The organism is Schleiferilactobacillus harbinensis DSM 16991 (assembly GCF_000425885.1).
In the GTDB taxonomy this organism is placed as follows: domain Bacteria; phylum Bacillota; class Bacilli; order Lactobacillales; family Lactobacillaceae; genus Schleiferilactobacillus; species Schleiferilactobacillus harbinensis.
Genome location: NZ_AUEH01000030.1, coordinates 13,453 through 37,229 on the forward strand (window position 1 = coordinate 13,453; position 23,777 = coordinate 37,229).

28 protein-coding genes, 1 other RNA gene and 1 other annotated feature are annotated in these 23,777 nt (G+C 53.4%); of the genes, 8 read left to right on the forward strand and 21 right to left on the reverse strand.

The window, feature by feature from the left end:
• Positions 1-2 precede the first annotated feature (2 nt).
• The 10 genes from rsmI to ffs form a co-directional block, all read right to left on the reverse strand.
• Positions 3-896, reverse strand: a complete 894-nt coding sequence (rsmI, locus tag H627_RS0109880; protein WP_027828831.1) for a 16S rRNA (cytidine(1402)-2'-O)-methyltransferase — start codon at positions 894-896, stop codon at positions 3-5.
• On the reverse strand, positions 883-1,236 hold the full coding sequence (locus H627_RS0109885; RefSeq protein ID WP_223849992.1) for a DNA replication initiation control protein YabA: 354 nt from the start codon (positions 1,234-1,236) through the stop codon (positions 883-885). Before H627_RS0109885 ends, rsmI begins: the two co-directional genes overlap by 14 nt.
• A 25-nt stretch (positions 1,237-1,261) precedes the next feature.
• Positions 1,262-2,263 (reverse strand): DNA polymerase III subunit delta', encoded by a 1,002-nt coding sequence (gene holB / locus H627_RS0109890; RefSeq protein ID WP_027828833.1) that lies wholly within the window; start codon positions 2,261-2,263, stop codon positions 1,262-1,264.
• The gene (darA, locus tag H627_RS0109895; RefSeq protein WP_027828834.1) at positions 2,263-2,592 is read right to left on the reverse strand and encodes a cyclic di-AMP receptor DarA; all 330 of its coding nucleotides are present in this window, start codon (positions 2,590-2,592) and stop codon (positions 2,263-2,265) included. Before darA ends, holB begins: the two co-directional genes overlap by 1 nt.
• Before the next feature lie 14 nt (positions 2,593-2,606).
• A complete protein-coding gene (gene tmk / locus H627_RS0109900; protein WP_027828835.1) occupies positions 2,607-3,251 on the reverse strand; it encodes a dTMP kinase in 645 nt (214 codons plus the stop codon).
• Between the two features lie 69 nt (positions 3,252-3,320).
• Positions 3,321-3,575 (reverse strand): YaaL family protein, encoded by a 255-nt coding sequence (locus H627_RS0109905; RefSeq protein WP_027828836.1) that lies wholly within the window; start codon positions 3,573-3,575, stop codon positions 3,321-3,323.
• Positions 3,576-3,578: 3 nt separating this feature from the next.
• Positions 3,579-4,178 (reverse strand): recombination mediator RecR, encoded by a 600-nt coding sequence (gene recR / locus H627_RS0109910; RefSeq protein ID WP_027828837.1) that lies wholly within the window; start codon positions 4,176-4,178, stop codon positions 3,579-3,581.
• Between the two features lie 8 nt (positions 4,179-4,186).
• Complete coding sequence (locus H627_RS0109915; protein WP_035440599.1) at positions 4,187-4,495, reverse strand: YbaB/EbfC family nucleoid-associated protein; 309 nt, start codon at positions 4,493-4,495, stop codon at positions 4,187-4,189.
• A gap of 1 nt (position 4,496) precedes the next feature.
• Positions 4,497-6,338 carry a DNA polymerase III subunit gamma/tau gene (dnaX, locus tag H627_RS17835; protein ID WP_081674853.1) on the reverse strand — a complete coding sequence of 614 codons (1,842 nt, stop codon included), beginning with the start codon at positions 6,336-6,338 and terminating at the stop codon, positions 4,497-4,499.
• An 87-nt stretch (positions 6,339-6,425) separates the two neighbouring features.
• Positions 6,426-6,523, reverse strand: an RNA gene (gene ffs, locus H627_RS19715) — signal recognition particle sRNA small type.
• A 153-nt stretch (positions 6,524-6,676) separates the two neighbouring features.
• On the opposite strand from ffs, the gene H627_RS17840 reads away from it, so the two are divergent.
• A complete protein-coding gene (locus tag H627_RS17840) occupies positions 6,677-7,060 on the forward strand; it encodes a winged helix-turn-helix transcriptional regulator (RefSeq protein ID WP_309299772.1) in 384 nt (127 codons plus the stop codon).
• On the opposite strand, the gene tadA is transcribed toward H627_RS17840, so the two are convergent.
• Positions 7,051-7,578: a tRNA adenosine(34) deaminase TadA gene (tadA, locus tag H627_RS0109930; protein WP_027828839.1), complete on the reverse strand. Its 528-nt coding sequence runs from the start codon at positions 7,576-7,578 to the stop codon at positions 7,051-7,053. The two genes, H627_RS17840 and tadA, sit on opposite strands and share 10 nt — an antisense overlap.
• A gap of 67 nt (positions 7,579-7,645) precedes the next feature.
• Here tadA and H627_RS19300 point away from each other — a divergent pair, with 67 nt between their 5' ends.
• The gene (locus tag H627_RS19300) at positions 7,646-8,515 is read left to right on the forward strand and encodes a PucR family transcriptional regulator (RefSeq protein WP_051225338.1); all 870 of its coding nucleotides are present in this window, start codon (positions 7,646-7,648) and stop codon (positions 8,513-8,515) included.
• Here the strand turns inward: H627_RS19300 and H627_RS0109940 are convergent.
• The 7 genes from H627_RS0109940 to H627_RS19310 form a co-directional block, all read right to left on the reverse strand.
• Entirely contained in the window at positions 8,505-9,110 is a 606-nt protein-coding gene (locus H627_RS0109940; protein WP_027828840.1) for a class I SAM-dependent methyltransferase, read from the reverse strand. The genes H627_RS19300 and H627_RS0109940 overlap by 11 nt on opposite strands.
• Positions 9,111-9,133: 23 nt before the next feature.
• Positions 9,134-11,728: a bifunctional lysylphosphatidylglycerol flippase/synthetase MprF gene (gene mprF, locus H627_RS17850; RefSeq protein ID WP_051225339.1), complete on the reverse strand. Its 2,595-nt coding sequence runs from the start codon at positions 11,726-11,728 to the stop codon at positions 9,134-9,136.
• A gap of 111 nt (positions 11,729-11,839) precedes the next feature.
• Positions 11,840-13,012 (reverse strand): peptidoglycan recognition protein family protein, encoded by a 1,173-nt coding sequence (locus H627_RS19305; RefSeq protein ID WP_051225340.1) that lies wholly within the window; start codon positions 13,010-13,012, stop codon positions 11,840-11,842.
• 85 nt (positions 13,013-13,097) lie between these two features.
• Positions 13,098-13,250 (reverse strand): hypothetical protein, encoded by a 153-nt coding sequence (locus H627_RS20100; RefSeq protein WP_155827913.1) that lies wholly within the window; start codon positions 13,248-13,250, stop codon positions 13,098-13,100.
• A gap of 14 nt (positions 13,251-13,264) precedes the next feature.
• Positions 13,265-13,906, reverse strand: coding sequence for a DUF4355 domain-containing protein (locus H627_RS17860; protein ID WP_051225341.1), 642 nt, complete (start codon positions 13,904-13,906; stop codon positions 13,265-13,267).
• Between the two features lie 61 nt (positions 13,907-13,967).
• A complete protein-coding gene (locus H627_RS0109965; protein WP_027828841.1) occupies positions 13,968-14,183 on the reverse strand; it encodes a hypothetical protein in 216 nt (71 codons plus the stop codon).
• Entirely contained in the window at positions 14,180-15,646 is a 1,467-nt protein-coding gene (locus H627_RS19310; RefSeq protein WP_051225342.1) for a hypothetical protein, read from the reverse strand. The genes H627_RS0109965 and H627_RS19310 overlap by 4 nt, the downstream gene beginning before the upstream one ends.
• A 344-nt stretch (positions 15,647-15,990) precedes the next feature.
• Here H627_RS19310 and H627_RS0109975 point away from each other — a divergent pair, with 344 nt between their 5' ends.
• Complete coding sequence (locus H627_RS0109975; RefSeq protein ID WP_027828842.1) at positions 15,991-16,923, forward strand: hypothetical protein; 933 nt, start codon at positions 15,991-15,993, stop codon at positions 16,921-16,923.
• A 272-nt stretch (positions 16,924-17,195) separates the two neighbouring features.
• Positions 17,196-18,089 (forward strand): hypothetical protein, encoded by an 894-nt coding sequence (locus tag H627_RS19315; RefSeq protein ID WP_027828843.1) that lies wholly within the window; start codon positions 17,196-17,198, stop codon positions 18,087-18,089.
• A gap of 241 nt (positions 18,090-18,330) precedes the next feature.
• On the opposite strand, the gene rplL is transcribed toward H627_RS19315, so the two are convergent.
• Both rplL and rplJ read right to left on the reverse strand, forming a co-directional pair.
• On the reverse strand, positions 18,331-18,702 hold the full coding sequence (gene rplL / locus H627_RS0109990; protein ID WP_027828844.1) for a 50S ribosomal protein L7/L12: 372 nt from the start codon (positions 18,700-18,702) through the stop codon (positions 18,331-18,333).
• 38 nt (positions 18,703-18,740) lie between these two features.
• Positions 18,741-19,250, reverse strand: coding sequence for a 50S ribosomal protein L10 (gene rplJ / locus H627_RS0109995; protein WP_027828845.1), 510 nt, complete (start codon positions 19,248-19,250; stop codon positions 18,741-18,743).
• A 36-nt stretch (positions 19,251-19,286) separates the two neighbouring features.
• Positions 19,287-19,404: a sequence feature (ribosomal protein L10 leader region), on the reverse strand.
• 137 nt (positions 19,405-19,541) lie between these two features.
• Between rplJ and H627_RS0110000 the strand changes: the two genes are divergently transcribed.
• From H627_RS0110000 to H627_RS0110010, 3 genes are all read left to right on the forward strand, one after another.
• On the forward strand, positions 19,542-20,120 hold the full coding sequence (locus H627_RS0110000) for a cysteine hydrolase family protein (protein WP_027828846.1): 579 nt from the start codon (positions 19,542-19,544) through the stop codon (positions 20,118-20,120).
• A 5-nt stretch (positions 20,121-20,125) separates the two neighbouring features.
• Positions 20,126-21,562 carry a nicotinate phosphoribosyltransferase gene (locus tag H627_RS0110005; protein ID WP_027828847.1) on the forward strand — a complete coding sequence of 479 codons (1,437 nt, stop codon included), beginning with the start codon at positions 20,126-20,128 and terminating at the stop codon, positions 21,560-21,562.
• A gap of 339 nt (positions 21,563-21,901) precedes the next feature.
• Positions 21,902-22,816, forward strand: a complete 915-nt coding sequence (locus tag H627_RS0110010; RefSeq protein ID WP_027828848.1) for a diacylglycerol/lipid kinase family protein — start codon at positions 21,902-21,904, stop codon at positions 22,814-22,816.
• On the opposite strand, the gene H627_RS17875 is transcribed toward H627_RS0110010, so the two are convergent.
• On the reverse strand, positions 22,767-23,411 hold the full coding sequence (locus H627_RS17875) for an ATP-binding cassette domain-containing protein (protein ID WP_051225343.1): 645 nt from the start codon (positions 23,409-23,411) through the stop codon (positions 22,767-22,769). The genes H627_RS0110010 and H627_RS17875 overlap by 50 nt on opposite strands.
• Positions 23,412-23,500: 89 nt before the next feature.
• Between H627_RS17875 and H627_RS20925 the strand changes: the two genes are divergently transcribed.
• The coding region (locus H627_RS20925) for a helix-turn-helix domain-containing protein (RefSeq protein ID WP_155827914.1) at positions 23,501-23,777 on the forward strand (277 nt) is incomplete at its 3' end.

Below are 23,777 nucleotides of genomic sequence, written 5' to 3' on the forward strand. Positions count from 1 at the left end.
ACCTACTTTCTTTCCTGTTCAGCAAGATATTCTTGATACACGTCCTGGCGGTGCCAACCGCTTTCCTTGGCGACGGCCTTGGCCGCCATCGTCGGCTTCTCGCCATGGGCCACCCGATCCTGGACTGCCGCCCGAACGGCTTCTCCCGACCAGGTGACTGTTTCCGCTTGGGCTGCGGGCGGGGCTAAAATGATCACCATTTCGCCCTTAGGCGAGTTATCCGCAACCCAGGCAGCCACTGCGGCGGCGGTTCCCCGGATGTAAGACTCGAACTTCTTCGTCACTTCCCTGGCGACCACGATTTTCCGCTCACCGCCCACCACTTCCGCAAAGCGAGCCAATGTCTTGGCGATTCGCATGGGTGATTCATAATAGATCGTTGTCATCGGCAACTGGGCGTATTCGGTCAAAAACTTCTTCTGCTCCTGACTCTTCCGCGGCAAAAAACCAATGAAGGCAAAGGGCTGGGTGACTAATCCGGAGGCAATCAGCGCGGTCATCCCGGCATTGGGTCCAGGCAGCGCCACCACCGGAATGTCAGCGGCCACACAAGCGGCCACGAGTTCCTGCCCCGGATCACTGATGGCCGGCATCCCCGCGTCAGAAACCTGGGCGATGCTCTCCCCTTGCTGCAAACGGGCCAGCAAAACGGGAATCCGGGCTTGCGTATTGTGCTCATGGAAGCTGATCTGCCGGGTATCAATGGTGAAATGCGTCAGCAGCTTCTGAGTATTGCGCGTATCCTCAGCCGCAATCAGATCAACCCCGCGCAGGATATCCACCGCCCGAGGCGAGAAATCGCTCAGATTGCCAATGGGGGTGGGCACCAGATACAGCGTCCCAGTGGTGTGCTCACCGAAACTGCGCTGGACCTGGACCGCGTTATCGTTCGCCATAAATAACATCCAAACAAAAGGCGCAGTCTTCGTTGTTTTCGCGGCGGGAACCATACATCACTGTGCACACGTGATAGCCCTGCTCGTACAACTTTTCTAAGTTCTTTTTCGACTTGGAAAGGCCTTCCTTGGTTTGATTTTTATCGCCCTCGGGCCGGCTTAATTCCTCCAAGCGGTTGCGCAAATTGACATTTTCAATGCGGAGTTCGGCATTTTTCTCTGTGAGATCCGCCACCTCGTCCGTCATCTTATTGGCCAGTGCCAGGGTGTTTTCCGCACTTTCTTTCAATGCCATTAATTCGCGATACAGATCCTGTTTTTCAACTTCTTGTTCAGTCACCTGCGTCACCTTTCTTATATCCCGCTTACGTTAGAGAACTGAGTATTTGCGCCGTTAAGCGTTCGAGCAAGCCTTGGAAGCCCACGTTGCCCTGCAGCCGGCGCTGGGCCGCCAAGGCATCGCTGACCGCGGCGGTCATGACGGCCGGCGGCAAAGCCTGAGCCACCGCCGTACATTGCGTCCGCTGCTGGGGAAAATGACCGGGCAGCGCAGGGGCATATTGGGCCATGAGAATATCTTGCAACGCTGTGATCAGAATATCCAGGAATAAGTTCTGCGTTGGCCGGTCCTTGACCAGCGGCATGATTCGCGTTTGGACCAGAATGAATGCCTGCCAATCGCCGCGCCCCACTGCTGTCAGCCACTGCCAGGCAGTCTCAATGAGCGGCGTCAAATTCTTGTCTGTTGCCAATTCCCGGGCCGTGGTCACCGACGTCCCCAACGCACTGAATAATGGGGCTAACTCTGGGCTGAGTCCCTCCTCAGTCAATTTATCGGCGACTTGGGCCGCACTAACCGGCGGAAAATCAATGACCTGCACCCGGGACAGGATCGTCGGCAGCAATCGCTGCTTTTGCTCACTCACCAAAATGATCAGCACCGGCCCTGGCGGTTCCTCAATAAACTTCAGTAAGGAATTCGCCGCCCCGGGCGTCAGCAGATCGGCTTGGTCAATTTCAAAGATTCGACGGGATTGTTCCAACCCCGTCCGAGTCATTTCTTGGCGCAAATAGCGAATATCATCGACCTTGATCGTCGCGCCGGTGGGAACGATCTTCAAAAAATCCGGGTGGTTGCCGGACAACACCTGTCGACAGTGAGGACATTGGCCGCAGGGCTGGTCATTTTGTATATTACTGCAAAAAAGGCGCAACGCGACCCACTGGGCGAGGGCGGTTGTGCCGCTTTCTTGCGTTCCGCTGAACAGATAAGCATGGGCGAGTTTATCATCCTTGATCAGCGTATTGAAATGCTGGACCAAGGTGGGCTGCAACCGGGTCACGGCCCATTGCGTGTCGGCTGGCATTAGAACTGGTGGAACTGCTCAACCGGCAGGACAAAGACTGTCGCGCCGCCCACTTGCACCTCGATCGGGTAAGACAGCGAGCTGTCGCCAGTCACATCCATGCTGACCGGCGGAGTCATGAATTGTTCCCGGGCATGAGAGGTCTTCTTGATGAGCGCCAGCACTTCCTCCACACGTTCGTCTTCGATCCCGATGATGAACGTGGTGTTCCCCGATTTTAAGAAGCCGCCGGTCGTCGACAGCTTGGTCGCCCGAATATTGGCGTCAATGAACTCATTCTGGAGCATGCTGCTATCTTTGTCTTGGACAATCGCCATGATCAATTTCATGCTGGTCTCTCCTCTCAGATGTTAAAAAATGCCGGAAACCGTTGCTGGATAATAGCCCACGCCTGATCCGCGACTGTTTGGATCGGCTGGGTGCCGTCCACCGTGACAATGCGCTGCTGCTCTTGGTGCGCTAATGCCTGATAGGCAGCGCGGACCCGGTCATGGAACGCCGCCCCAGCCTCTTCCAACCGATCTTCCGGTTGGGCGCGGTAATGCTGGATGCGGGCAATGCCCACCGCCGGCGGCACATCAACGTACACAGTCAATTGCGGCATCGTGCCGTTGGTCGCGAACCGGTTGATGGCCGCCACGGCGTCGGTCCCTAACTCACGGCCGGCACCTTGATAGGCAATAGAACTATCCACATACCGATCAGACAAAACGATCTTGCCCTGCCGCAAAGCCGGCCGGATCACATCATGCAGATGTTGAGCGCGGGCAGCGGCATACAGCAGTGCCTCGGTACTGGCCGCCATGTCGGTGTTGTTCGAATCCAGAATAACGTGGCGGATTTGTTCCGCAATCGGGCTGCCGCCGGGTTCACGCGTCAAAACCACTGAGTGGTCTGAATACGCTTCTAGTACAGGTACGAGCTGTTGCAGCATACTGCTTTTGCCGGCACCGTCTGGTCCCTCAAATGAAATAAATAATCCGTTCACGTTATTCCTTCTTTCTTTCTGGTTAGCCATAAGTTTATTGTATCACGACGACCGGCACAACCCGGTCAATTAATTAAATGTATCCGTAAAATGACTGATGAGTCCCGGGGCAATGGTATGGGAATGCAAATGCCGGCGGCGCGCCTCGCTGTATAACAGTTCGTAACGCGCCTTCAAGATCTGCACATCGCTCTCGTCACTCCAAGCGGTGGGGACCGCCGCGTTGGCGATGTGCTGTTCCCGCTGCCACTCTTCCCGGATCACATTAATTTCAGCCAACAGAGCGGCATCGAATTCCGCACGTAACTTGTGCTGCTTAAACATGGGCTACATCTCCTGTCGGCCTTCCACTGCCTTGATCAAGGTCATGGCATCTGCGTATTCAATATCGCTGCCCACCGCTAGACCATAGGCCAGCCGGGTCACTTTGATGCCGGCCGGCTTGATCAGCCGGGCCAGATACATCGCCGTGGATTCCCCTTCCGGCGTCGCGTTGGTGGCAATGATCACCTCTTTAACTTCCGTGTGCTGCTGCAGCCGGGTCAGAAGCGATTTGATATTAATATCTTCCGGTCCTTTGCCCGTCGTAGGCGACAAAACGCCATGCAGGACATGATACAAACCGTGATACTCATTCATCCGTTCCAACGCCATAATATCTTTAGGCTGTTCCACGACTAGGATTCGGGTTTGATCCCGGGACGGATCAGAACAGATCACACAGGGATCCTGGTCCGTGATGTTGCCGCAGATCGAGCAAAAATGCAGTTTGGTCTTGGCATCATGCAAATCTTGGGCAAATTCATCCACCTCATCCTGGGGCATATCCAGGGTAAAAAAGGCCAACCGAGTAGCAGTTTTTTCACCGATCCCGGGTAATTTCATATAACTGTCGATCAATTTTGCGATGGGTTCCGGATATTGCAGCATGCGCCTTACATTCCTTTAGCGAAGCGGCCCATGGTGCTGTCTGTCGTCTGTTTGATCTGTTTCTCGGCGTCGTTGACGGCGGCAATGATCAGATCTTGCAGCATATCGGGATCATCAGCATCGATCGCTTCGGGCTTGATTTGAATATCAGTCATTTCGTGTTTGCCGGTAAAGGTCACCGTCACCATATCTTCTGGGGCCTTGCCAGTAAATTCGGTCTTATCAAGCTGGTCCTGGGCCGCGGTCATTTCTTTTTGCATCTGTTGTACCTGGCGCATCATATTCTGCATGTTGCCGCCGCCAAAATTGGGCATTTTAGCCATTTGTCTTCACTCCATCTGTTTGTTTTTGGTTATTGTCTGAGGATGCTGTCTGTTTGCTTGAACCATTGTCGACTTCCACAAAACTGCCGAACAAGGCCTTGGCTTTGTCCACCAGGGGATTGGCTGGCGCCGCCGCGGGGGCAGCACTGGCCGTCGCGGTGCTGGCCGCCGCTGACGTCGGGGCGTCACCGGGAGCAGGCCGGCCGGACTTTTGCTTGCCCACCGGATGAGCCAGCAAATAATTCTTACGGATCTGCGGCCATTGTTCTTTGGGCACGAAGTAGACGTGCATCGGATTGCCAGCCAATTTGTTCAAATCGGCCTCGACTTGTTCCCGCAAGACTTGATCCTTGGCCACTCGCTCAAACATCATCGGATAATCAAAGGATACCACAACCGCCTCGGGACTGGCGGCCACCGGTTTGGTACCCACATGGAGCATCGCCCGCTGGCCAACATCCAGCATATTCAGCAGATCGCCCCATATCGATTGCAAGTTGGCCAGATTCTGACGAGTGGCCTGCCCCAGGACCGTGTTGATCTCTTCCAGATTCACATGGACCTTGGTATGCCGCTGGGGCGCTTTGCGCTTAACGGCCGCCGCTGGCCCAGCAGCCGGCGCCGTGCCGCCCTTCGCTGCCTGCTGCAAGGCCGCCACTTGCTGTTCAAGGGATTTGATCGTCTCAGTAAGCGCCTCTGGCGCGGGTGCCGATTGAGCCGCCGGGGCCGCCGCTGGCTCAGCGACGGTCTGGCTGAGGGTCGCCAATTTCACTGTCAGTACATCCAAATAGACATCTGGATGGGTCGTTTGGCGTAATTGTTCCTGCACATCCGTCAGCACGTCGATCATCTGATAGACCCGCGTATCGTCAATTTGTTTGATCAGCTCGGCAAAGGCGGCCGGATCCTGGGTCGCGTAGAAACTGCGGGCCAAATGGGGATCCTGCCGGTACAGCAGCAGATCCCGCAGAAAAATCAGCAGGTTCGTGATGAACTGATTCGGGTCCTTCCCCGCGGCCAGCTCCGTTTGGACGATCGTTAAACCATTCCCCGTTTCGCCAGCGTTGACCGCCCGCAAATACTTCGTCAGCGTATCGCCAGACAAGGAGCCGGTGACGGTGAGCGCATTGGCTAGCGTCACGTGGTCGGCACCAAAGGAGAGGACTTGGTCCAAAATACTCAGTGCATCCCGCATCCCGCCGGCCGCCGCGTTGGCAATCAGTTCTAAGGCCGCGTCGTCAAAGGTGATCTGCATATCCTTTAAAATATAGTGCATCCGGGCCACGATGGTCTCGGTGGCGATCCGCTTAAAGTCGAAGCGCTGGGTCCGGGAAATGATCGTCGCCGGGACTTTTTGCACTTCGGTGGTGGCTAAAATAAAAATCACATGCGCCGGCGGTTCTTCCAAGGTTTTGAGCAGGGCATTAAAGGCCCCGGTCGACAGCATGTGCACTTCGTCAATAATATACACTTTGTAGTCGGCCACAGTGGGAGCGTACTTGGCCTTGTCCCGGATATCCCGAATTTCGTCCACGCCGTTATTTGAGGCCGCGTCAATTTCGATGACGTCACCCAGCCGGCCGGCGGTGATGGCCTGACAGGTCTCGCACTTGTTGCAAGGCTCTCCGTCTTCTCGATACCGGCAATTGACCGCTTTAGCTAAGATCTTCGCCGCGGACGTCTTCCCGGTCCCGCGGGGGCCGGTAAATAGGTAGGCATGACTGATTTGATCGGTGATCAGCGCATTTTTCAGCGTTTGGGTCACCGTCTCCTGCCCCACGAGATCAGCGAATCGCTGGGGCCGCCACACCCGATACAGCGCCTGATAAGCCATTGCCAGCCGTCCTTTCTGCCTAGTTAAAAAATCTCTGGATAGTCAAGTGGCTGAAGCAGAATGAATCCGCCCCAGCCACAGTTAAATTTCTATAAAACAAAAGGCACATGACAATACGTACTTAGTGCTGCTTCCTTCCGGACCTGACACGCTTCGTAAGACTGTCATTGCCTTAAGGCCTTGCGGCTTAATTAGTATAGCAAAAATCCGGCGCAAAGGCAAAAATCCGCCAGCTGGGAAGGAAGCCCAGCCGACCGCCCTTGCCAGCCATCTTGGCTCATCTTATACTCAATCAGAGTCCAAAAAAATAATTGGAAAGTAGGAATTTGCGATGACCGATGTCGTGCGTAAAACTGTCCAAGAACGGCTGCGCCAAGGAATTCACGCTGGCAATGTTCAGCGGTGAATGGAAAACGGTGATCCTGTGCAATCTGCACTACCACGGCCCGTACCGTTTCAATGAACTGATGCGGCGGCTGCCCAAAATATCCCACAAAGTGCTGACCAGCCAGTTGCGGGAACTCGTTGAGGATCAGCTGATCACCCGGCACACCGGGGCTGGCAGCCAACCGCAAGTCTACTATGCCCTCACCGCTCTCAGTCAATCCCTGATGCCGATCATTGACGCCATGTGCGCTTGGGGCGAACACCGGATCCAGCAGCTGGCCGTGACCCCCCAGTACAATATCCGCCTGCCCGCCCAAACACCCAGTCATGCCTGACGATCGTCGGTCCCAGCTGCCCGGGCCGCCCGCTTGGCAGCTTTCAGTTCATCTCGAATGCGCTTGAAGAACGCCTTCATCCGGCCGGCCGCCTCCCCCTCCCGGACACCGGGATATGTGGGCACGTGATGATTATAGCCGGGGAAGTCCAGCAGATTGATCAAGGTGCCAGCACTGCCTGCTTTGGGGTTCGGGGCGCCATAATAGACCGCATCCAAGCGGGCGTTGATGATTGCCCCGGCACACATCGGGCACGGTTCCAACGTCACAAACAAACTGGCATGGGTCAAGCGCCAGCTGCTGCGCCGGGCACAGGCCTCATGGATCGCAATCATTTCGGCATGGGCGGTAGCGTCGTGATTGACTTCCCTTAAATTGTGCCCCCGGCCGATGATTTCGCCGCCGTCGGCCACGATGACGGCGCCAATCGGTACTTCGCCTAAAGCTTGCGCGGCATCCGCTTCTTTGAGCGCTTCGCCCATGAAATACTGAATTTCATCCTCCGTAAACGCGATGATCGTCCACTCCTTAATTATTAAAAATGGTACACTGAAGACATTGTAACAACTGGAAAGGAGACCCGCTATGCCCCTTGATGCTGCCGACTGGCAACGAATTTATCCCACCGCTCTCGTGGTCGATCAGCCCTTGTCTGATCCCCGTTATTTATCCCTTCCCCTGCCGGAAAAGCAGGGGTACATTGCCATCGACCGCAACCCCCTGAGCCGCAGCGAGGCGACGCTGTTGGAAACGTTGGCGCAAGATGACGAGACGCCGGTACAAAATCCCTGGTACGCCTTTTTGACCGGCCAGACCAGCAAAGCCCCCGCCCGGTTCACCGGCTTGCGGGTGGTGCAATTGCGGGTCACCATGAAAGACGCCAGTGTCAGCAAAACTGATTTTCTTGAAGCCGCCATCGGCATGTTCGACGACCTGCTGGCCCACTTCTGGGTCGATGATCACTATGCCTTGCTGATCGAACCGCTGAGTACTAAGAATCCGGATCACCAGACCCTGGCCGATTTCGCTCAGGTACTGGCGGCGATGGAGACCGACTTTTACGCCAACATTCAGATTTACGTCGGCAACTTCTGGCAAGCAGAAGATCCGCTGCCCCAGCTTTTTGCGGAGGAACAGCGGATCTTTGCCGGGGTCAAGGCAACCAAACCGCAAAGCGACCTGGCCAGCCAATCCTTGGCCTATTTCACCGCACCGATGCGGGCCCAATCGACGGTGTATGAAACGCTGCGCACCCGATTAGCCGAAATGCCGGAATATGCCGAGGTGATTATCGCCTTGTACCAGCATCAGGGCAATATGACCGGCGCCGCCAAAGCTTTGTATCTGCATCGGAATACGCTGCAGTACCGGATCGATAAATTTCAGGAACTCACCGGCTGGTCCTTGCGGGACATGGATCACTTGACCCTGTGTTATCTCCTGCTCATCGAATGAGCACACTATCCAGAATTTGATACCCCTTATTATGTTTCAGCACCGTACAGTTGCCAAAGGCGGCCGTCATGCGTTTCTTCGCAGACGGGGCGCCTTGTTTTTTTTGAATCACGACTAATAAATGGCCGCCTTCCACCAAGTGGTCCGCCGCTCCCGTCAAGATGGCATTGACCACATCCTTCCCCGCCCGGATCGGCGGGTTGGTCAAAATGGCGGCATAACGCCCATCAATCGCATCGTACACGCTGGACGGGAAAATATGAACGTTGTGAATGTGGTTGGCCGCGGCATTCTCCACCGCCAGACCCAAAGCCCGTTCGTTCACGTCCGTCATGTCCACTTCCCGCCGGGGAGCTAAAGCAGCCATGGTCAAGCCAATCGGGCCATAGCCGCAGCCCAGATCCAGAATTGCCCCCGCTGGCCAGACGGCGGGATCCGCCGTATCAATCAGCGTTTGACTGCCGAAATCCACCCGCTCCTTCGAAAAGACACTGGCGTCGGTCACAAAACGGAAGGGAATTCCCCGCAGCGTGGCGTCAAAAGTATGCCGATCATGGGCACTGGTCGGATCGACAGAATAATAATGGTCAGCCATGGTAAACCTTCTTTCTATGCCAACTAGACATTATGCGGGCCAAAGAATTGCGGTTGATACATCCCAGCCTGATACAGCTGGGGATCGATCTTCTTATTCACGATCAGCAGGATCTGCAGCATGGTGAACAGGACAGAACTGCGCCGCCAGTAGACCACATACCGCGGCACCCACTTGGTCACGTACTTATTCTTGTAACTGCGCAGGCCACCGAAATCGTAGAAACGGTAACCATATTGATAAATCAAGTGGGCGGCCCGCTCTTCCAGGAAACCATAACTGTTGGTTCCCACGCCGGAAAGCGGCGCCATACCCATGTTGAAATACTGGTAGCCGTTATCCCGGCCCCAATAAAACAGGTTAATGAACACTTCATCCATGATTCCGGACGGTGCATCCGCCATATGGCGCATCAAGTCAATGCTGGTGGTTTCCTTGCTGCCGGCAGGCATTGAATTGGCAAAGGCAATCATCTGGCCGTCCTTATCCCGAATCACGGCCACCGGGGTTTGTTCCAAATAATAGCGGTCCATGAAGCCCAGGGAGAAGCCCTTCTCTTCCCGGCCAGCCAGCCAGCTGTCTGAGATCTCCTGCAGCCGGGCCATGGTCTTGTCGTCAAAGGGGGGCTGAATGATGTCAAAGGTGTAGCCCTCCCGTTTGAAACGGTTCATCAGTGACCGCTCACCCTTGAAGTGATTGCCGGAAATCTTGAAGTCTGGCAAGGCGACTAACCCTTCCTCGCCGAACTTCATGAAATCAAAACCCAGATCGTGCATCTGCATGGTGAACCCTTCGGATACTTCATAGAAGACCAAGGACAGGTCCAACTTGTCCGCCTCATTCATGAATTCTTCGACGGCGGGCACCAGATAGTCCTGATTCCCCACCGGTTCGCCCATGATGATGATCTTATCGGCCTTTTTTCGATACATGAAGAATAATTGATCCTGACCATCGACTTGGTAGTAGTGGATCGACTTGTCCCGCAAGAAGGCCAAGTGAGATACCAGGTTGCCGCCGTACTGATCGATCACGGCCTTCACTCTGTCCGCATCAAAACCGGCGTCCAGTTTATCCCCGCCCACGGACAGGTACTTCAACACCAAGTACACCGTCACAATGGCAATAAACATAGCAATCAGCCCGGATAGATACAATCGCCAGCTAGGGAAGATCCAGGCGGTCGGCACCGGCCGGCGGTGATGGATGTTCGGCGCATTATAGAACCCGGCCACAGCGTAGGCCACGAAGGCGGCAATATAGATCATCCCATCGAAGAGCCGGTCGCCCCAAGCAAACTGGATCCGTTCCCGGTACAGTTCCCGGCGAGAAAGCAGCGTCACAATGATCATGACGCCAAGGAAGATAATCGTCTTCAAGGAAGTATCCTTCAGCAAGGTGGTGATCATCCCTAAAATCAGAATGATGATCGTCGGCCAATAAGCCTTGCGCGACTTGTTGGCGATGCCCCGGGCCAAGCCCATGAGCATAAAGGCGATCACGATGTTCGCCGCCCGGCCCAAAAAGACTAAAGTGTACGGCCGGAATGAATGAAGCACATGATTTTGCAAAGCAAAGTTCGGCATTGTGGCCAGAATCAACAGCATGATCGCCGTGAAATACAGCAAAATCGTAAAAACCAGATGCGCCCCGCGGGACAGCAGCTGCATGGGAATGCCCTGGAGGTAATCGTTGATCCGCTTGCCCATGTCCTGGACAAAGATTACGACGGCAATGGCGAAAGGTACCAGGTAATAAAATACCCGGTAGAACAGCAGCCAGACCACAGCGATACTGGGATCAACGCCCACCGCCGACAAGCCCATGATCATGAAAACATCGAAACTGCCAATGGCCCCGGGAACCATGGAGGCGATCCCGACAACGTTGGCGATCATGAACAGCGGGAAGACCGCCGCCAAATGGGTCAAGCCCAGCTGATAGCCGATGAACAGGAAAAAGCCCCCGGCAAATCCCCATTCCAGCATAGAACCCAGCGTCAAGCGCATTTCCCGGGCTAAAGGCAGATCCGCAAAGAACTCCGACTCCCGTAAATGCGTGAAGCCCAGCAGGATCGGAAAATACAACCCGCCGCCAATCAGCCAAATCGTATATTGCGTGAACTCTCGGCCAATACCGAAGACGTACATTTCAACCAAGGCCAGCAGCGACCAGACGGACAGGCCAGACAGCAGGAATAATGCGATCTTTGAGACCGCAAAAATCACCTGCCGCCGGCTGGCATGCTTGCCGTAATACGTGGCCCGCATCGTCGCCCCCAGGACGCCCCCGAAGCCGATCAGGTTGTTAAACGTGTTGACCACCCAGCCCGATTTCAGGATATACTTCGTTTCTGCCCGCTCTGGCAGAAACTCTTGGATCACAAAATCATAATTCAGCATCGGTGTGACCGCTACGAGGCCCAACACCAGCATGCTGAGGACGCTGCCCAAGCTTTGGTTGGTCAGATATTCTTGTAATTGGACTGGATCGACATCTTGCCCGATCCGGCCGACTTCAATGATGACGAAGACGATGACGGACATGACAAAAATGGCCTTCAAAATCGTCTTATGCAATTTGGCGAAGCCGGTCAGCTTTTGCCAGAAATTCCGCACAATGGTGTTCCCCTCTCTGTTTCTATCGTGGTTCATTATAACGTACTTTTTAGGTCAGACAAAAATACCGTGCCCAGGCAAACGCTGTCGCAGACACGGTATCCCCTAACATTATTGTAAGACGACGTACTGGCCGCTGATCCACTGGTCGCCGCCCAGATTATACCAAGTGACGCCGTTCACGGTCTTCTTGGCATAAAGCTGCCAGGCGCTGCCGTGGGCTAAATACTTGCCCGCGATGCGGCTGCCGTCATTGCGCCAGACGGCAATGCCGTAACCCGGCACGTAGTTGATCCGGCCGACGCCGCGGAATGCCTGGTTCCCGGTGCTGCCTGAGCCCGAATTACCGATCTCCATGCCCGCGGCCGGCAGCCAGAACTGGCCGACACCCGCAGCATTCGCCAGCAGATACATGGTCGCGCCTTGGGTCGTCGTTGCTTTTGCGGTGATCCGGTAGGTTTGGCCCTTCAAGGCCGCACTGCTGCCAGCCGGCTTGAAGCCGGCGTCCGTCAGATAGTACTTTGTGGCAGTGCCGGTAACCAGCGCATTTCCTGTGGCAGCCTCTTTCGTCGCCACGGTGTCATAGGCCGTCCCATTCATGGCTGCTAACTTTTGCTGCACGAGTGCGGCAAACTGATCCATGCTGTAATGCCAAGAAGCAAAATATGCTTCCGGGTCGGTGTGGTTCGTGTTGCCCAACCACTGAGATACCGCATTGTGGGACCAAATCGTTCCCTGGCCAGTGTGATCAGCCAAAACGGCCGGCAAATTGTATTTCTTCAGCAAAGTCGCGACGTAATACGCGTCGTTATTCACGGATTGGGCGAAATCCTGCGCGTTATGCTCCTCAACGAGTTCGATTTGAATGAACCGCTGATTGGCAAAGTAGCCAGCGCCCCATACCGCATAATCCGTCGGGTGGATATTGACCACTTCGCTATGGTCCACAAATGCATGGACGTAAGCTTCCCGCTTCTGCCATTCGGTCTGCATCCGGGTCACTTCTTCATCCAAGGTCATGTCGGGATCAGAGGTTTCGTGAATGACAACCCCCTCCGGCTTGCCAACACCGTTGCGATAACCGTTCATATGGGTGAACGTCGTGGGTTTGGTGATGATCGGCGGGTTGCTGAAATGCTGATCGTTGATAAACTGATTGTCCACCGCGACGGGCTGAATCAAGGCGTCGCTGCGGTAGGACCAAGTCTGGGCCATTTTGGGCAAGGCTGCTGTCCCCAGGACGGCCGCGCAGGCTAAACTGAGTAGTAAATACCGTTTCTTCAAGATAAATATCCCCCTCTGATTTCTGTCATTCCTATCTTAACACGAGAAGCGGGGAGAAAAGAAAACACCTTCACCAACCCGATCCTTAAAGAAGCTCATTTGAATTTGTGTCTGGAGCAAGTTCACAGGATTCAATGTTTTGATTAAAATATGCTTGCTTGCGGTAAAACTCCTGCAGCAACTGGGCAAACTGCTTTTGATATGTGCGGACTGGTAAATTATTGTTTTCTCCTGCCATGATGAGTGGCCTCCTTATTTATACTTGTTGAGCTTATCCTTGAACGGATCATCAGCACCAGACAGGTTGGACGCGCCAGCCTTGGGCGGGTTCTGTTGCAGTTTCTCCCGAATACCCTCGGCCACCTGCTTCTGGATCGTGTCGGAGACCGTGTCCAGGACCGCGTGAATCTTCTCGGCGTCGCCGATCACGACCAACGTATCTGCCAATTCAGCCGGCAGCCCCTTCTCGTGCAGCGAGTCGCCGATATTAGCTTTGAGCTCCCGCCGATCCAAGTCGGCCTGGCGCTTATCCAGAGCGTCCTGCTTGGCCTGGAACTCAGCATCAGCTTTCTGCTGGGCGGTCATCTTAGCGTACTTCTCGCCCTCGGACTTGGCGCTCTCACGCACCTTATCGAGTTGGGACTGATAGTCCGCTTTGGCCTTGGCCAGCGCCTTGGCGACCCGCTTATCGGCTTCGCTGTCTAGCTGAGACTGGGTAAAGGATTGTTCCTGCTGCTCGGTCTCGGTATTCTGTTGATCCGGTGTCGCTGGATCCGTTTGCTGCGTGTCAGGTGCTTCCGTTTCAGGTGCTGCTTGATTTTTGCAATCCTCCGAATCCCAAAACAAAAAGGACCGTTGATACAGCCCCACACACGGCCAAACGGCCCCATGCACGACTAGCGCTCCTCATGCTTCACGATTTATTTTCGTAGTTTAACGTCGTTGCGGACGTGAATCAATACAACCTGTCTGGTGGATCATCATTCGGTAATGGCTCACTCAACGACGCCAAATATTCAGCATATTTCTTAGCAACCGACTCTCTGAGTACGATATCATTCGGCATGAATTTATCAATTGCAGTAAAAGGCGGATATTTTCCAAATCGTTTCTGATAATTCATATCAGCTCGATTAGCAATTTTACCCGCATCGCCTTCAAATACCATCATTTTGAAATCACCCCATTCAAAATTTGTTCAAATTGATCCACCGTATCCGGAAGATATTCCTGAATTAAGGCATAGCCTTTTGGATTAATTGCCTTGACTGAGAACAAATCAGCAAACACTTCTGCTGATTGTCTGTTTTTTGAATTGATCCAATATGGAACTCGGTGGCCCGTTTTGGGAGGAATATCATAAAAGGCAACATCTGAACTGAGTATATCATTCAGATCTGAATATGAAGTGGCGGGATGATTCTGATAGATGCCCTCCAAGGCTTTATTGATATTGTCGGACAGAGCGGCCTTCAATTTGCTAGGAGACAATCCGGGACTGACCGGATGGGCATACATAAAGTTCTTGGTGATATCTCGATGAATCGTGTCGCGTATCACGTCGCGATTCTGCACAGATGGAAAGCCGTTTAAGGAGTCAATGTAATGTCCCAGTTCGTGAATCAGTGCCTCACCATGTGGTTCATATCCCTCCTTGAAATATCCGGAACGAGTTAACAGCCTTGGATCCATCTGGATATACGTCGTGGCTGCACTTTTTCCCGGTTGAAATAAAGCTTGGGCACGTGGTGTCGGCTTGACGATAATGCGTATATTGCTCTCTGCATCAGCAACCGTCCGCCTAAGCCGAGTATTGTTAATCGATGAAATCGTATCGCGAATAAATGCCCTTTCATCAGCGCTTGGATCCCGTGCCACCGCACTGTCGTAATCGAACGTATCCCAATCGATTTTGTTTGTATCCCAGCCCATGCTGAATATGGTCGAGTCATCAGTGGCCGCCCAGCTACACTCACAGTTAGGATGGGCCGGCAGGATCCCATCGGCTTCCTCCAGCGCGTAAACTTCATCGGCGTGGGCGTGACAGAACTTACACGCTCCGGTATTAGCAATCCACTTTACTCGCTTGTACCCAGCCGTCCGGACGTTCTCCAGCTGCTGGGCGTTCATCACCCGGGCTCCCTCTGTCCGCAGGATCCGGTCGGCCTGATAAGCCGTCACGTCGAACTGCTTGCGCAGATCAGCGCTGTCGGCAATCGGATTCTCGGACAAGATGAGTGTCCGCTGCATCTGCTGATACATACTCGCCCGCAACATCTCCATATTGTTCCAGATCCGCTCAGACCAGACCGTCCCGTCCAGCGACTCGTTGATGATGTCCTCGGCCAGCTTCTTGGGATGCAGCTTTGCATCGGGAGTACCCGCCATATCGATTTTACGGCCCATTTTAGCCGTTTGAGTGAGCCGCTCGGACAATTGCTTAGCGGCCAACGTAGAGGCATACACAAAAGCGGCATATTGCAGAAGGCCGTCGTTGGTACTGACTGGCTTCCGCGATACACCGCTTTGTTTGGCTTCTTTGTCGAGCCGCTGCTTGAGCCCCTGATTGGCGAGCTTGGAATTATCCGCGTGGGAATAGGTCTTGTGCAAGGCCAGGAAGGCGACCCAGAACAACCAGAAGTTATCCTGGACTGTTTGAACCAGCTTGTTGATTGTTCCCTTGTTCCGCTGGTCCGCTTGTTCCTGCTTGTCCAGCTACTGGCGAAGCTGTTCCGAATCCATTTGCCTCACTTAGTTTCATCTGTACGATCACATACTAATAGCATATGAATTTTCTACACAACGATTTGGTTCTATGCAAACCCGTTTGTGAACGTTGCATGTGTGCGATAAAATAATGCATGGAAGCGTTCCAAATTTCGAGATCCTGAGAAATACATTTACTCAACGGATTATCCAATTTAATGATGGAATCAAAATAGCCCCCGCTGAGTGGCGGCTTGAGGGAGTGCATATCAATGAATCAAAGCAATCTTTGGAACTCTGGCTTAATCCCATTTCTGAAGCAAAGTTACGAGAAACGCCTTGACTTCTTCAACGTTGACCAGCATGACGCGTCTAGATTCATCTGGGCTGGCGATAAACATGTTCAAATTTTTGCGATTCACGTTTCTTACAAAGAATCAAATTCTGCTTACATTGTCTTTGCGCGCCCCTCGGAGGAATCTGACACAATCGTCTACAAGGATGCCCGAAATTCAACTCTTAATTACGAGTTTGAACAGCTTGTTCGCGATTCGGAACGATTGGCTTATGTTATCAACAAAAACGTCATACCGCAGAGAATTGCCGACACGATTGAACCTGCATCACTAGAAATGCATTTTGTTAGTTCTAGAGACGCCATCTCTCACGAGTGGATTTCAAGATGGGTTTCCAACGAATACAATCAAAGCAGAGATTTGCTTGAACAAAGGAATCAAATAACTCCATTTCCGCTCAGCAATCAAAAGATTTTTGTTGAGCGCCTTCAATTCGATAAAATGGTCGCCGCCATAAACAATGATCAGTTTACCGATGAATTTAACCAATGTCTCATTGCCTATAACGATGGATATTGGTTCCTCTGCTCCGTTGGCCTGGGAACATGTATCGAACACCTTTTGCTTCTCACCTTGCAAAATTGTCATTCGGAAACTGAACTTCAAAAACAACTCGGTTGGGATCCCACTGGCACCAAATACACCTCGCTGATGATGAAGCCACCAATCAAAATGAGTATTCGCCAAGCCAAATATATCCGGTTGCTTTTTGCGGCACGGAATTCCGTGGATCATCACAATACAGGATACACTTCCAAGAACTTGTGCGACATTCTGCTGGATGGTGTCGCTAATATTTTCAATGACTATTTTCAACCCAGCATGACTGATTCAAAGGCGCAGAAGTAGCCCATGAACAAAATTGACCTTTGCCTCTTCAAGTTGATCCCGGAGCGAAAAAGTCATGTAGTCTGTGGTCGGATTCTTCGCTCATCAGACCGTCCGGCAACTGATCCTGCACATCCAAAAGGAGCTCACACAGCTGCTTACGCACTTTCTCGGAAAGTGAGAGTTTCAATTAGCTCATCCCCCATCTGCCAGCACCGAGGGACGATTAGAGCAAAACAGACATACTAGCTGTTAATATAATGCCATAAGAAAGCTGATATGGGGGGATATCAATGAAGATCAGGGGAGAGAACAACGGGCAGGAACCATTGAGTAGGTCGTCACGCAGAGTAACACGTCAAAAGGGAGCGAGCCGGGCACAGGTCTGCTCACGAAAGGCCCGACATAAAAAGCCATTGTACAAGAAGTGGTGGTTTTGGCTGGCCGTTTTTCTAATTGTGGGTGGAATCGGCACTGCTCTTGATGGAAGATTTGATGATTCAAAATCTTCGGTAGCCTCCTCAGCCAAAATGAGCTCCACGAGCAAGAAACGCGGGAACAGGCAATCAGTCAACTCTTCATCACGTAAACAAAGCGGCCTTACTAGTGCTGAGCAACGGTCCAAAAAGGAAAAAGAATCCTCCATTGCACGGGCCGAGAAAGAATCACAGCAAGAGGAAAAGTACAATCAGTTGCGACTTGGAATGACCAAGGAACAGGTTACTGATATTGCGGGGGATCCAGAGGCTAAAGCAGACGAGCTATGGACATATAGTAAGGGAGACGTCATATTTTCTTCGGAAGGAAAAGTTCAAGGCGGTACGCTTGGTAATCTCCAAGATCAAGTGACCACCTCCATTGCAAAAGCAAAAGAGGGAAAACAGCAAGCAGCTTCTGCCTCATCAAGAAAGCAAAGTTTGTTAATTGCCTCTGCCCAAAGGTTTGGTGAGGCGTCCTCGCAGCATTTGTCGAAGTATCCTTCGGTTTACAGAGCCGTTCAAGTTGGCGACGCCATTGCATATCTTTATAAAAATGGAAATGACGTGCTCTTGGTCCGATATGATACGCCAAATCTAATAACCAACGTCTACATTTACGATTCGACCAAAGACGGTGGCCAGGGCACATTGCTATACACTGGCAGAACGAATCTGCAGGACCGACCAAAGACTTACAATTTTTGGTAAATCAGCCGCACCACTCTTGGGCTTCCCTTTGGTTTAGTGCTTCAATCGAATTGGCGTGTGCTTTGCTCCGGAAAATACACAATTCGGCTGATATGGAACAAAATGGAAATGTTCCATACACCGTTCCATATTTTGGTGGAACATAATGGAGCCCTGCGAAGTTTTGGCAAAAGAAAAACCGCATCCCAGCGGCCATAACGGTCGCTGAGATGCGGTATTTTTTCTCAGAATTGAGGATGGCTTACTTAACAGTAACCGTAGCCCCTACTTCTTCAAGCTGAGCCTTCAGCTTGTCAGCGTCATCCTTAGAAACCTTTTCCTTGATGACGGTCGGAGCATTATCAACCATGCCCTTAGCGTCCTTCAGGCCTTGGCCAGTGATTTCGCGAACAGCCTTGATGACCTTAACCTTTTCTTGGCCAGCTTCAGTCAGCTCAACGTCGAATTCAGTTTGTTCAGCACCAGCGTCAGCACCGCCAGCAGCACCAGCTGCAGCAACAGGAGCAGCAGCGGAAACGTTGAATTCTTCTTCAATTGCCTTAACTAAGTCGTTCAATTCAAGGATGGTCGCACCCTTCAATTGTTCGATAATGCTTTGTGTATCTAAAGCCATATCTATTTACCTCCGAATTTTGATTACGATTTTAAAAACTAGGCAGCCGGTTCGTCGTTCTTGCTGTCGGCCACCGCATTGAGGGCGTACGCAACATTGCGAACAGGTGCTTGCAGAACAGATAACAGCATGGACAGTAAGCCTTCGCGGTCCGGTAATGTGGACAGCTCGGATAATTGATCCATGGATGCAACCTTGCCTTCGATCATGCCGCCTTTAACTTCCAAATTCTTGGCAGTCTTAGCGAACTTGTAAATGACGCGGGCCGGTGCAGCAACATCTTCATAAGAGAAAGCGACAGCAGTCGGGCCGGTGAATGTATCATCCAAACCTTCGTAGCCAGACTTCTCAGCGGCACGACGCAGATACGTATTCTTGATAACTTCCAGCTCAACGCCTTCGTCACGCAATTGCTTGCGCAGCTTCGTGTCTTCGTCAACAGTCAGACCCAAGTAGTCGACAACAACAGCAGACTTAGCACGGCTGAACTTGTCCGTTACTTCGTCAACAACTGCTGCCTTTTTGGCGATCGTTGCTTCTTTTGGCATGTGATTCACCTCCATTGGTTGATTTATCAGCTTTTCTTTGCCATAAAAAAACTCCATGCCTGCCTAGACATAGAGTACACTCCGAATTAACTCCTCGGCGGGATATTAAGGCCTCATCAGCCACCCGAGTCTTAGGCAGAAAATAACCAAAGAGAAGCATAGCACGGAAACTTAGCCAGCGTCAATAGCAAATTTCAAGCCGAAGAATTGAAAAACACGGATGGAACGTGTATTGTTGTCTCTAAACAATAAAAGTCTGAATGACTTTTATTTAATAAAGGAGCGGTTCTCATGGCCCATACCAACGAAGCGTTATTGATCATCGATTACACCAACGACTTTGTCGCCGACAAGGGCGTCTTGACCTGCGGGGCACCGGGACAGAAATTAGCGGACAACATCATTGCCCTCGCCGATGAATTCCGGGACCAGGACGGCTGGGTGTACCTGCCCACCGACGTGCATACGCCCCACGATCCCTATCATCCCGAAAGCAAGCTGTTCCCGCCCCATAATGTTCGGAACACTTGGGGACGGGAATTTTACGGTCCGCTGAAGCCATGGTATGCAGCCCATCAGGCTGAGGAACGGGTGACTATGTTCGACAAAACCCGCTATTCCGCCTTTGCTGGGACGGCGCTGGATCTACGGCTGCGGGAGCGCAAAATCGACACCGTGCACTTGGTCGGCGTCTGCACCGATATCTGCGTCCTGCATACCGCCGTGGATGCCTACAACTTGAACTACCAAATCGTCGTCCACCAGAATGCCGTCGCGGCTTTAACGCCCGCCGGCCAGGACTGGGCGCTCGGTCATTTTGCCCACGTGCTGGGTGCGCAAGTTACGGATTCACTTAAAGAAGGGTTTTAATTCTTATGACAATGAACCACGCGTTACTGACTGATCTCTACGAATTTTCCATGGCCAACGGTTATTACGCCGCCCTGCCCCACGAAGATCAAGCGGTCTTCGATGTGTTTTACCGCACCGTGCCGGATCACGGCAGTTTCGTCATCGCCGCCGGCCTGCAGCAGGTCGTTGAGGCCCTGGAGAACTTCCGCTTCGCCCCTGACGATATTGACTATTTGCGGTCGCTGAAGCTGTATTCGGAGGATTTCCTGCACTACTTGGCCACTTTACACTTGGCCTGTACCGTCACCGCCCTGCCGGAGGGGACGCCCGTCTTTCCCCGGGAGCCGCTGCTCACGGTGCAGGGCCCATTGATGCAGGTACAACTGTTAGAAACGCTGCTCTTGAACCTCGTTAATCATCAATCTTTGATTGCCACCAAAGCCCGGCGGATCACCGCCGCGGCAGAGGGCCGGCCGGTCATGGAGTTCGGTGCCCGGCGCGCCCAGGGTCCGGATGCCTCCGTCTACGGCGCCCGGGCCGCGGTCATCGGCGGCTGTGCCAGCACCTCCAACGTGCTGGCCGCCAAACTCTTTCACATCCCGGCTGCCGGCACCATGGCGCACAGTTGGATCGAATCTTTCCCCGATGAACTGACCGCATTCCGCGCTTGGGCGAAGATCTACCCGGATAACAGTGCGCTGCTGGTGGACACCTATGACGTCCTGGCCTCCGGCGTGCCCAATGCCATCACCGTGTTCAAGGAACTGCGCGCCGCCGGGCACAAACCGGTCGGTATCCGCATTGATTCCGGGGACATCACCGCGCTAGCCAAAGCCGCCCGGCAGATGCTGGACGACGCCGGCTTTCCCGAAGCCAAAATCACGGCGTCCAATGCCTTGGATGAAACGGTCATTCAATCCCTGCTCAAAGAAGGCGCCCCGCTGGATAATTTCGGCATTGGCGAGAAATTGATCACCAGTGCCTCGTCCCCGGTCCTCAGCGGGGTCTACAAGCTGGCCGCGTTACAAGTCAACGGCCAATGGCAGCCGAAGATCAAAGTCAGTGCTACCCGGGAGAAAACGACCCTGCCCGGGCACAAGCAGGTTTACCGCCTCTACCATCCGGGCAGTCAGCGGGCCTTTGCCGATATCATTGCCCTGGCGGATGAAACCCTGCCCGCCGTCATTGCAGCTGTGAGTGCGGATCCCCAAGTGACCCACGCCCGGGTAACGCTGAAGAACTTCACCGCCGAGCCGCTGCTCGCCACGGTCCTGGCCCCCGGCCACACCAGCGCCGTGCCCACCGATGTCTTTGCCATCCAGCAGCATGCGCGGGAAGCGTTGACTCGATTGCCGGAAGCCACTCAGCGACTGGTCAATCCAGATTTGTATCCGGTGTATCTAACCCCGAAACTGGCGGCACTGCAACAACAGCTGATCGACGCGCACCACGAAGACTAATTAAGAAAAGGACTTGGACAACACTCCGGTATTCTGATGTAACAAGTGCCAATGCGTAGCAAGCGGAGGCAAAATGGGCTCAGCCAAGGGAACGGCAATGATCTCGCGCTGGTTTTGCGCGAGATCATATGCCGTTAGGCGACTTGAAGACAGCGGTTTTTGCTGGCTTCAAGCGCCGTCATGGCGTTCCAGCCCATTTTGCCGCAGCTTGCGGAGCATTGGCACGGCGTGTCAGCGGGAGTTGTTATCCACGTCCTTTTTTCTATGAGCACGAAATTGCCCAAACGGCCGCCAATACGCTAAAGTAAAGATAACCTGACGAAAGTAGAGCGTTGAACAATGGCTAAAATAACCGTGATCGTGAATCCTCAGGCGGGTAATGCCCGCCACCGCAAGCAAATTCCAGCCCTGCTGACCCAATTGCAGGCCCTGTTCACCATTGACCAGATTTACTATACCGCCCGGGACGGCGACGCTCGGCGGATCAGCCGCGGCCTGCCGGCTGAAGCGTGGTGTGTCGTCATTGGCGGCGATGGGACCCTGCACGATGTCGTCAACGGCCTGCAGGAAACCGGCAACCACACCACTGCAGTGGGTTATGTCCCCACTGGAACTGGCAACGACTTTGCCCGGGCGAACGGGATCCCGCTGCGCCCGGACAAGGCGGTTGCTGCGTTAGCCCGCAGCCGGGCCCAATCCCGTAACGTGGGAAAAGCGATCTCGCCGGAATTGGGCACGCAATATTTCATTAACAACTTCGGCATCGGTATTGACGCCCGCATCGTGTATGATACGAACCAATCCGGGCTAAAAACTGACTTGAACCGCGTTCATCTGGGCCATTTTTCCTATGGAATCAATATTCTGCGCGCCCTGCGCGAGCAGCAAGGCTTTACGTCGACCTGGCAAGGTGAACACACCCACGCCAATCAACGAACGTACCTCTTCGTCTTCACGAACCACCCGTTTCTTGGCGGCGGTATTCGCCTGTTCCCGGACGACCGCCGCGATCCCCAGCGGCTCAGCCTCGTGGCTGTGAACAAGGCGCCCTGGCACATTTTGATGCCGATCTTAGCCAATATTCTCAGCGGCAAATCCCGCCACCCCAAACTGCACCTCTACCAACGCCGCCACTTCCGTTTCGCCACCGCCGCCCATGAACACATCCAAATCGATGGCGAAGAATTCCAGACCCCCGTGCACGTTACACTGACGCAGGTGTCCCAGCAGTTTTGGTTAGCGGAAACTGAATGACGTGATCGAATAACGGTGCCGTGGCTGCATGGGGTGTGTGACTGATCATGAGCAAGGTCAGGCGCGGATCCAGCAGCAGGTCCTGCTCGATCTGCACCGCTGTCGGCCCATCCACCGCGGACGTCCCCTCATCCAGCAGCAGAATGTGATAGCCCCGCAGCAACCCCCGGGCCAGCGCCAACCGCTGCAGCTGGCCGCCGGAGAGGGCCGTCCCCTTAGCGCCAACATTTTGTTTCAAAAAAGCCGGCCCCTCGGCATCCGTAGTAATCAAGGCTGCCCGGCGCAGCACCTGAATCATCTCGGCCGCGGAATAGTGCGCCGTGAGCGCCAAATTATCGGCGACCGTCCCGCTGATCACCTGGGGCGTTTGGGTCAGATAAAGGATCCGGTCCATTAAAGCTGCTTGACCAATGGCCCGGTAGTCCTGCCCGTGAAAGACCAGCTGGCCCTGATACCCTGTCAAATACCCGGCCATTAACTTCAACAGCGTTGATTTGCCCGCACCGCTAGGCCCCGCCAACAAATATTTATGCCCTTGCTGAATCGTTAAGGAGACATCTTGGAGGATCGGCTGATCCTGATAACTGAATGACACATGCTGCACCGCCAGCAGCGGCGCGGTCGCGACCCGTGAAGTGCCCCATAATTGTTAGACAGATACTCTAACGATTGTGGGGCATTTTTATGACCAAATATTCTAGTGAATTAAAGTTACAAGTTGTGCAGGAGTATCTTTCAGGGCGTGTATCATATAGTGCACTTTGCACGAAATACAGTATCCCGGCAACGAGAGTAATCCGGGAATGGGTTGAACAGGCTCGAGCCCATGGACTAGAATCTCTTAAGCGGAAACATACGAAGACTGTTTACTCTCTGGAACAGAAGTTGGCTGTGGTAGACTATTACCAAACCAGTGGTGAGGGTGTGGTATCCGTGGCTGCCCATTTCGGGATTAGTTCCT

What these genes read in the sequence shown, in the direction of transcription:
- rplJ (WP_027828845.1), bottom strand. Translation starts at nt 19,250, where the DNA reads ATGCCAAAAGAAGCAACGATCGCCAAAAAGGCAGCAGTTGTTGACGAA.
- H627_RS0109965 (WP_027828841.1), bottom strand. Translation starts at nt 14,183, where the DNA reads ATGATGGTATTTGAAGGCGATGCGGGTAAAATTGCTAATCGAGCTGAT.
- H627_RS19315 (WP_027828843.1), top strand. Translation starts at nt 17,196, where the DNA reads ATGAAGATCAGGGGAGAGAACAACGGGCAGGAACCATTGAGTAGGTCG.
- H627_RS0110005 (WP_027828847.1), top strand. Translation starts at nt 20,126, where the DNA reads ATGACAATGAACCACGCGTTACTGACTGATCTCTACGAATTTTCCATG.
- H627_RS0110010 (WP_027828848.1), top strand. Translation starts at nt 21,902, where the DNA reads ATGGCTAAAATAACCGTGATCGTGAATCCTCAGGCGGGTAATGCCCGC.
- H627_RS0109915 (WP_035440599.1), bottom strand. Translation starts at nt 4,495, where the DNA reads ATGCCCAATTTTGGCGGCGGCAACATGCAGAATATGATGCGCCAGGTA.
- H627_RS20100 (WP_155827913.1), bottom strand. Translation starts at nt 13,250, where the DNA reads ATGGCAGGAGAAAACAATAATTTACCAGTCCGCACATATCAAAAGCAG.
- H627_RS0110000 (WP_027828846.1), top strand. Translation starts at nt 19,542, where the DNA reads ATGGCCCATACCAACGAAGCGTTATTGATCATCGATTACACCAACGAC.
- holB (WP_027828833.1), bottom strand. Translation starts at nt 2,263, where the DNA reads ATGCCAGCCGACACGCAATGGGCCGTGACCCGGTTGCAGCCCACCTTG.
- rplL (WP_027828844.1), bottom strand. Translation starts at nt 18,702, where the DNA reads ATGGCTTTAGATACACAAAGCATTATCGAACAATTGAAGGGTGCGACC.
- darA (WP_027828834.1), bottom strand. Translation starts at nt 2,592, where the DNA reads ATGAAATTGATCATGGCGATTGTCCAAGACAAAGATAGCAGCATGCTC.
- H627_RS0109905 (WP_027828836.1), bottom strand. Translation starts at nt 3,575, where the DNA reads ATGTTTAAGCAGCACAAGTTACGTGCGGAATTCGATGCCGCTCTGTTG.
- dnaX (WP_081674853.1), bottom strand. Translation starts at nt 6,338, where the DNA reads ATGGCTTATCAGGCGCTGTATCGGGTGTGGCGGCCCCAGCGATTCGCT.
- H627_RS0109975 (WP_027828842.1), top strand. Translation starts at nt 15,991, where the DNA reads ATGAATCAAAGCAATCTTTGGAACTCTGGCTTAATCCCATTTCTGAAG.
- H627_RS17840 (WP_309299772.1), top strand. Translation starts at nt 6,677, where the DNA reads ATGTCGTGCGTAAAACTGTCCAAGAACGGCTGCGCCAAGGAATTCACG.
- rsmI (WP_027828831.1), bottom strand. Translation starts at nt 896, where the DNA reads ATGGCGAACGATAACGCGGTCCAGGTCCAGCGCAGTTTCGGTGAGCAC.
- H627_RS19300 (WP_051225338.1), top strand. Translation starts at nt 7,646, where the DNA reads ATGCCCCTTGATGCTGCCGACTGGCAACGAATTTATCCCACCGCTCTC.
- H627_RS0109940 (WP_027828840.1), bottom strand. Translation starts at nt 9,110, where the DNA reads ATGGCTGACCATTATTATTCTGTCGATCCGACCAGTGCCCATGATCGG.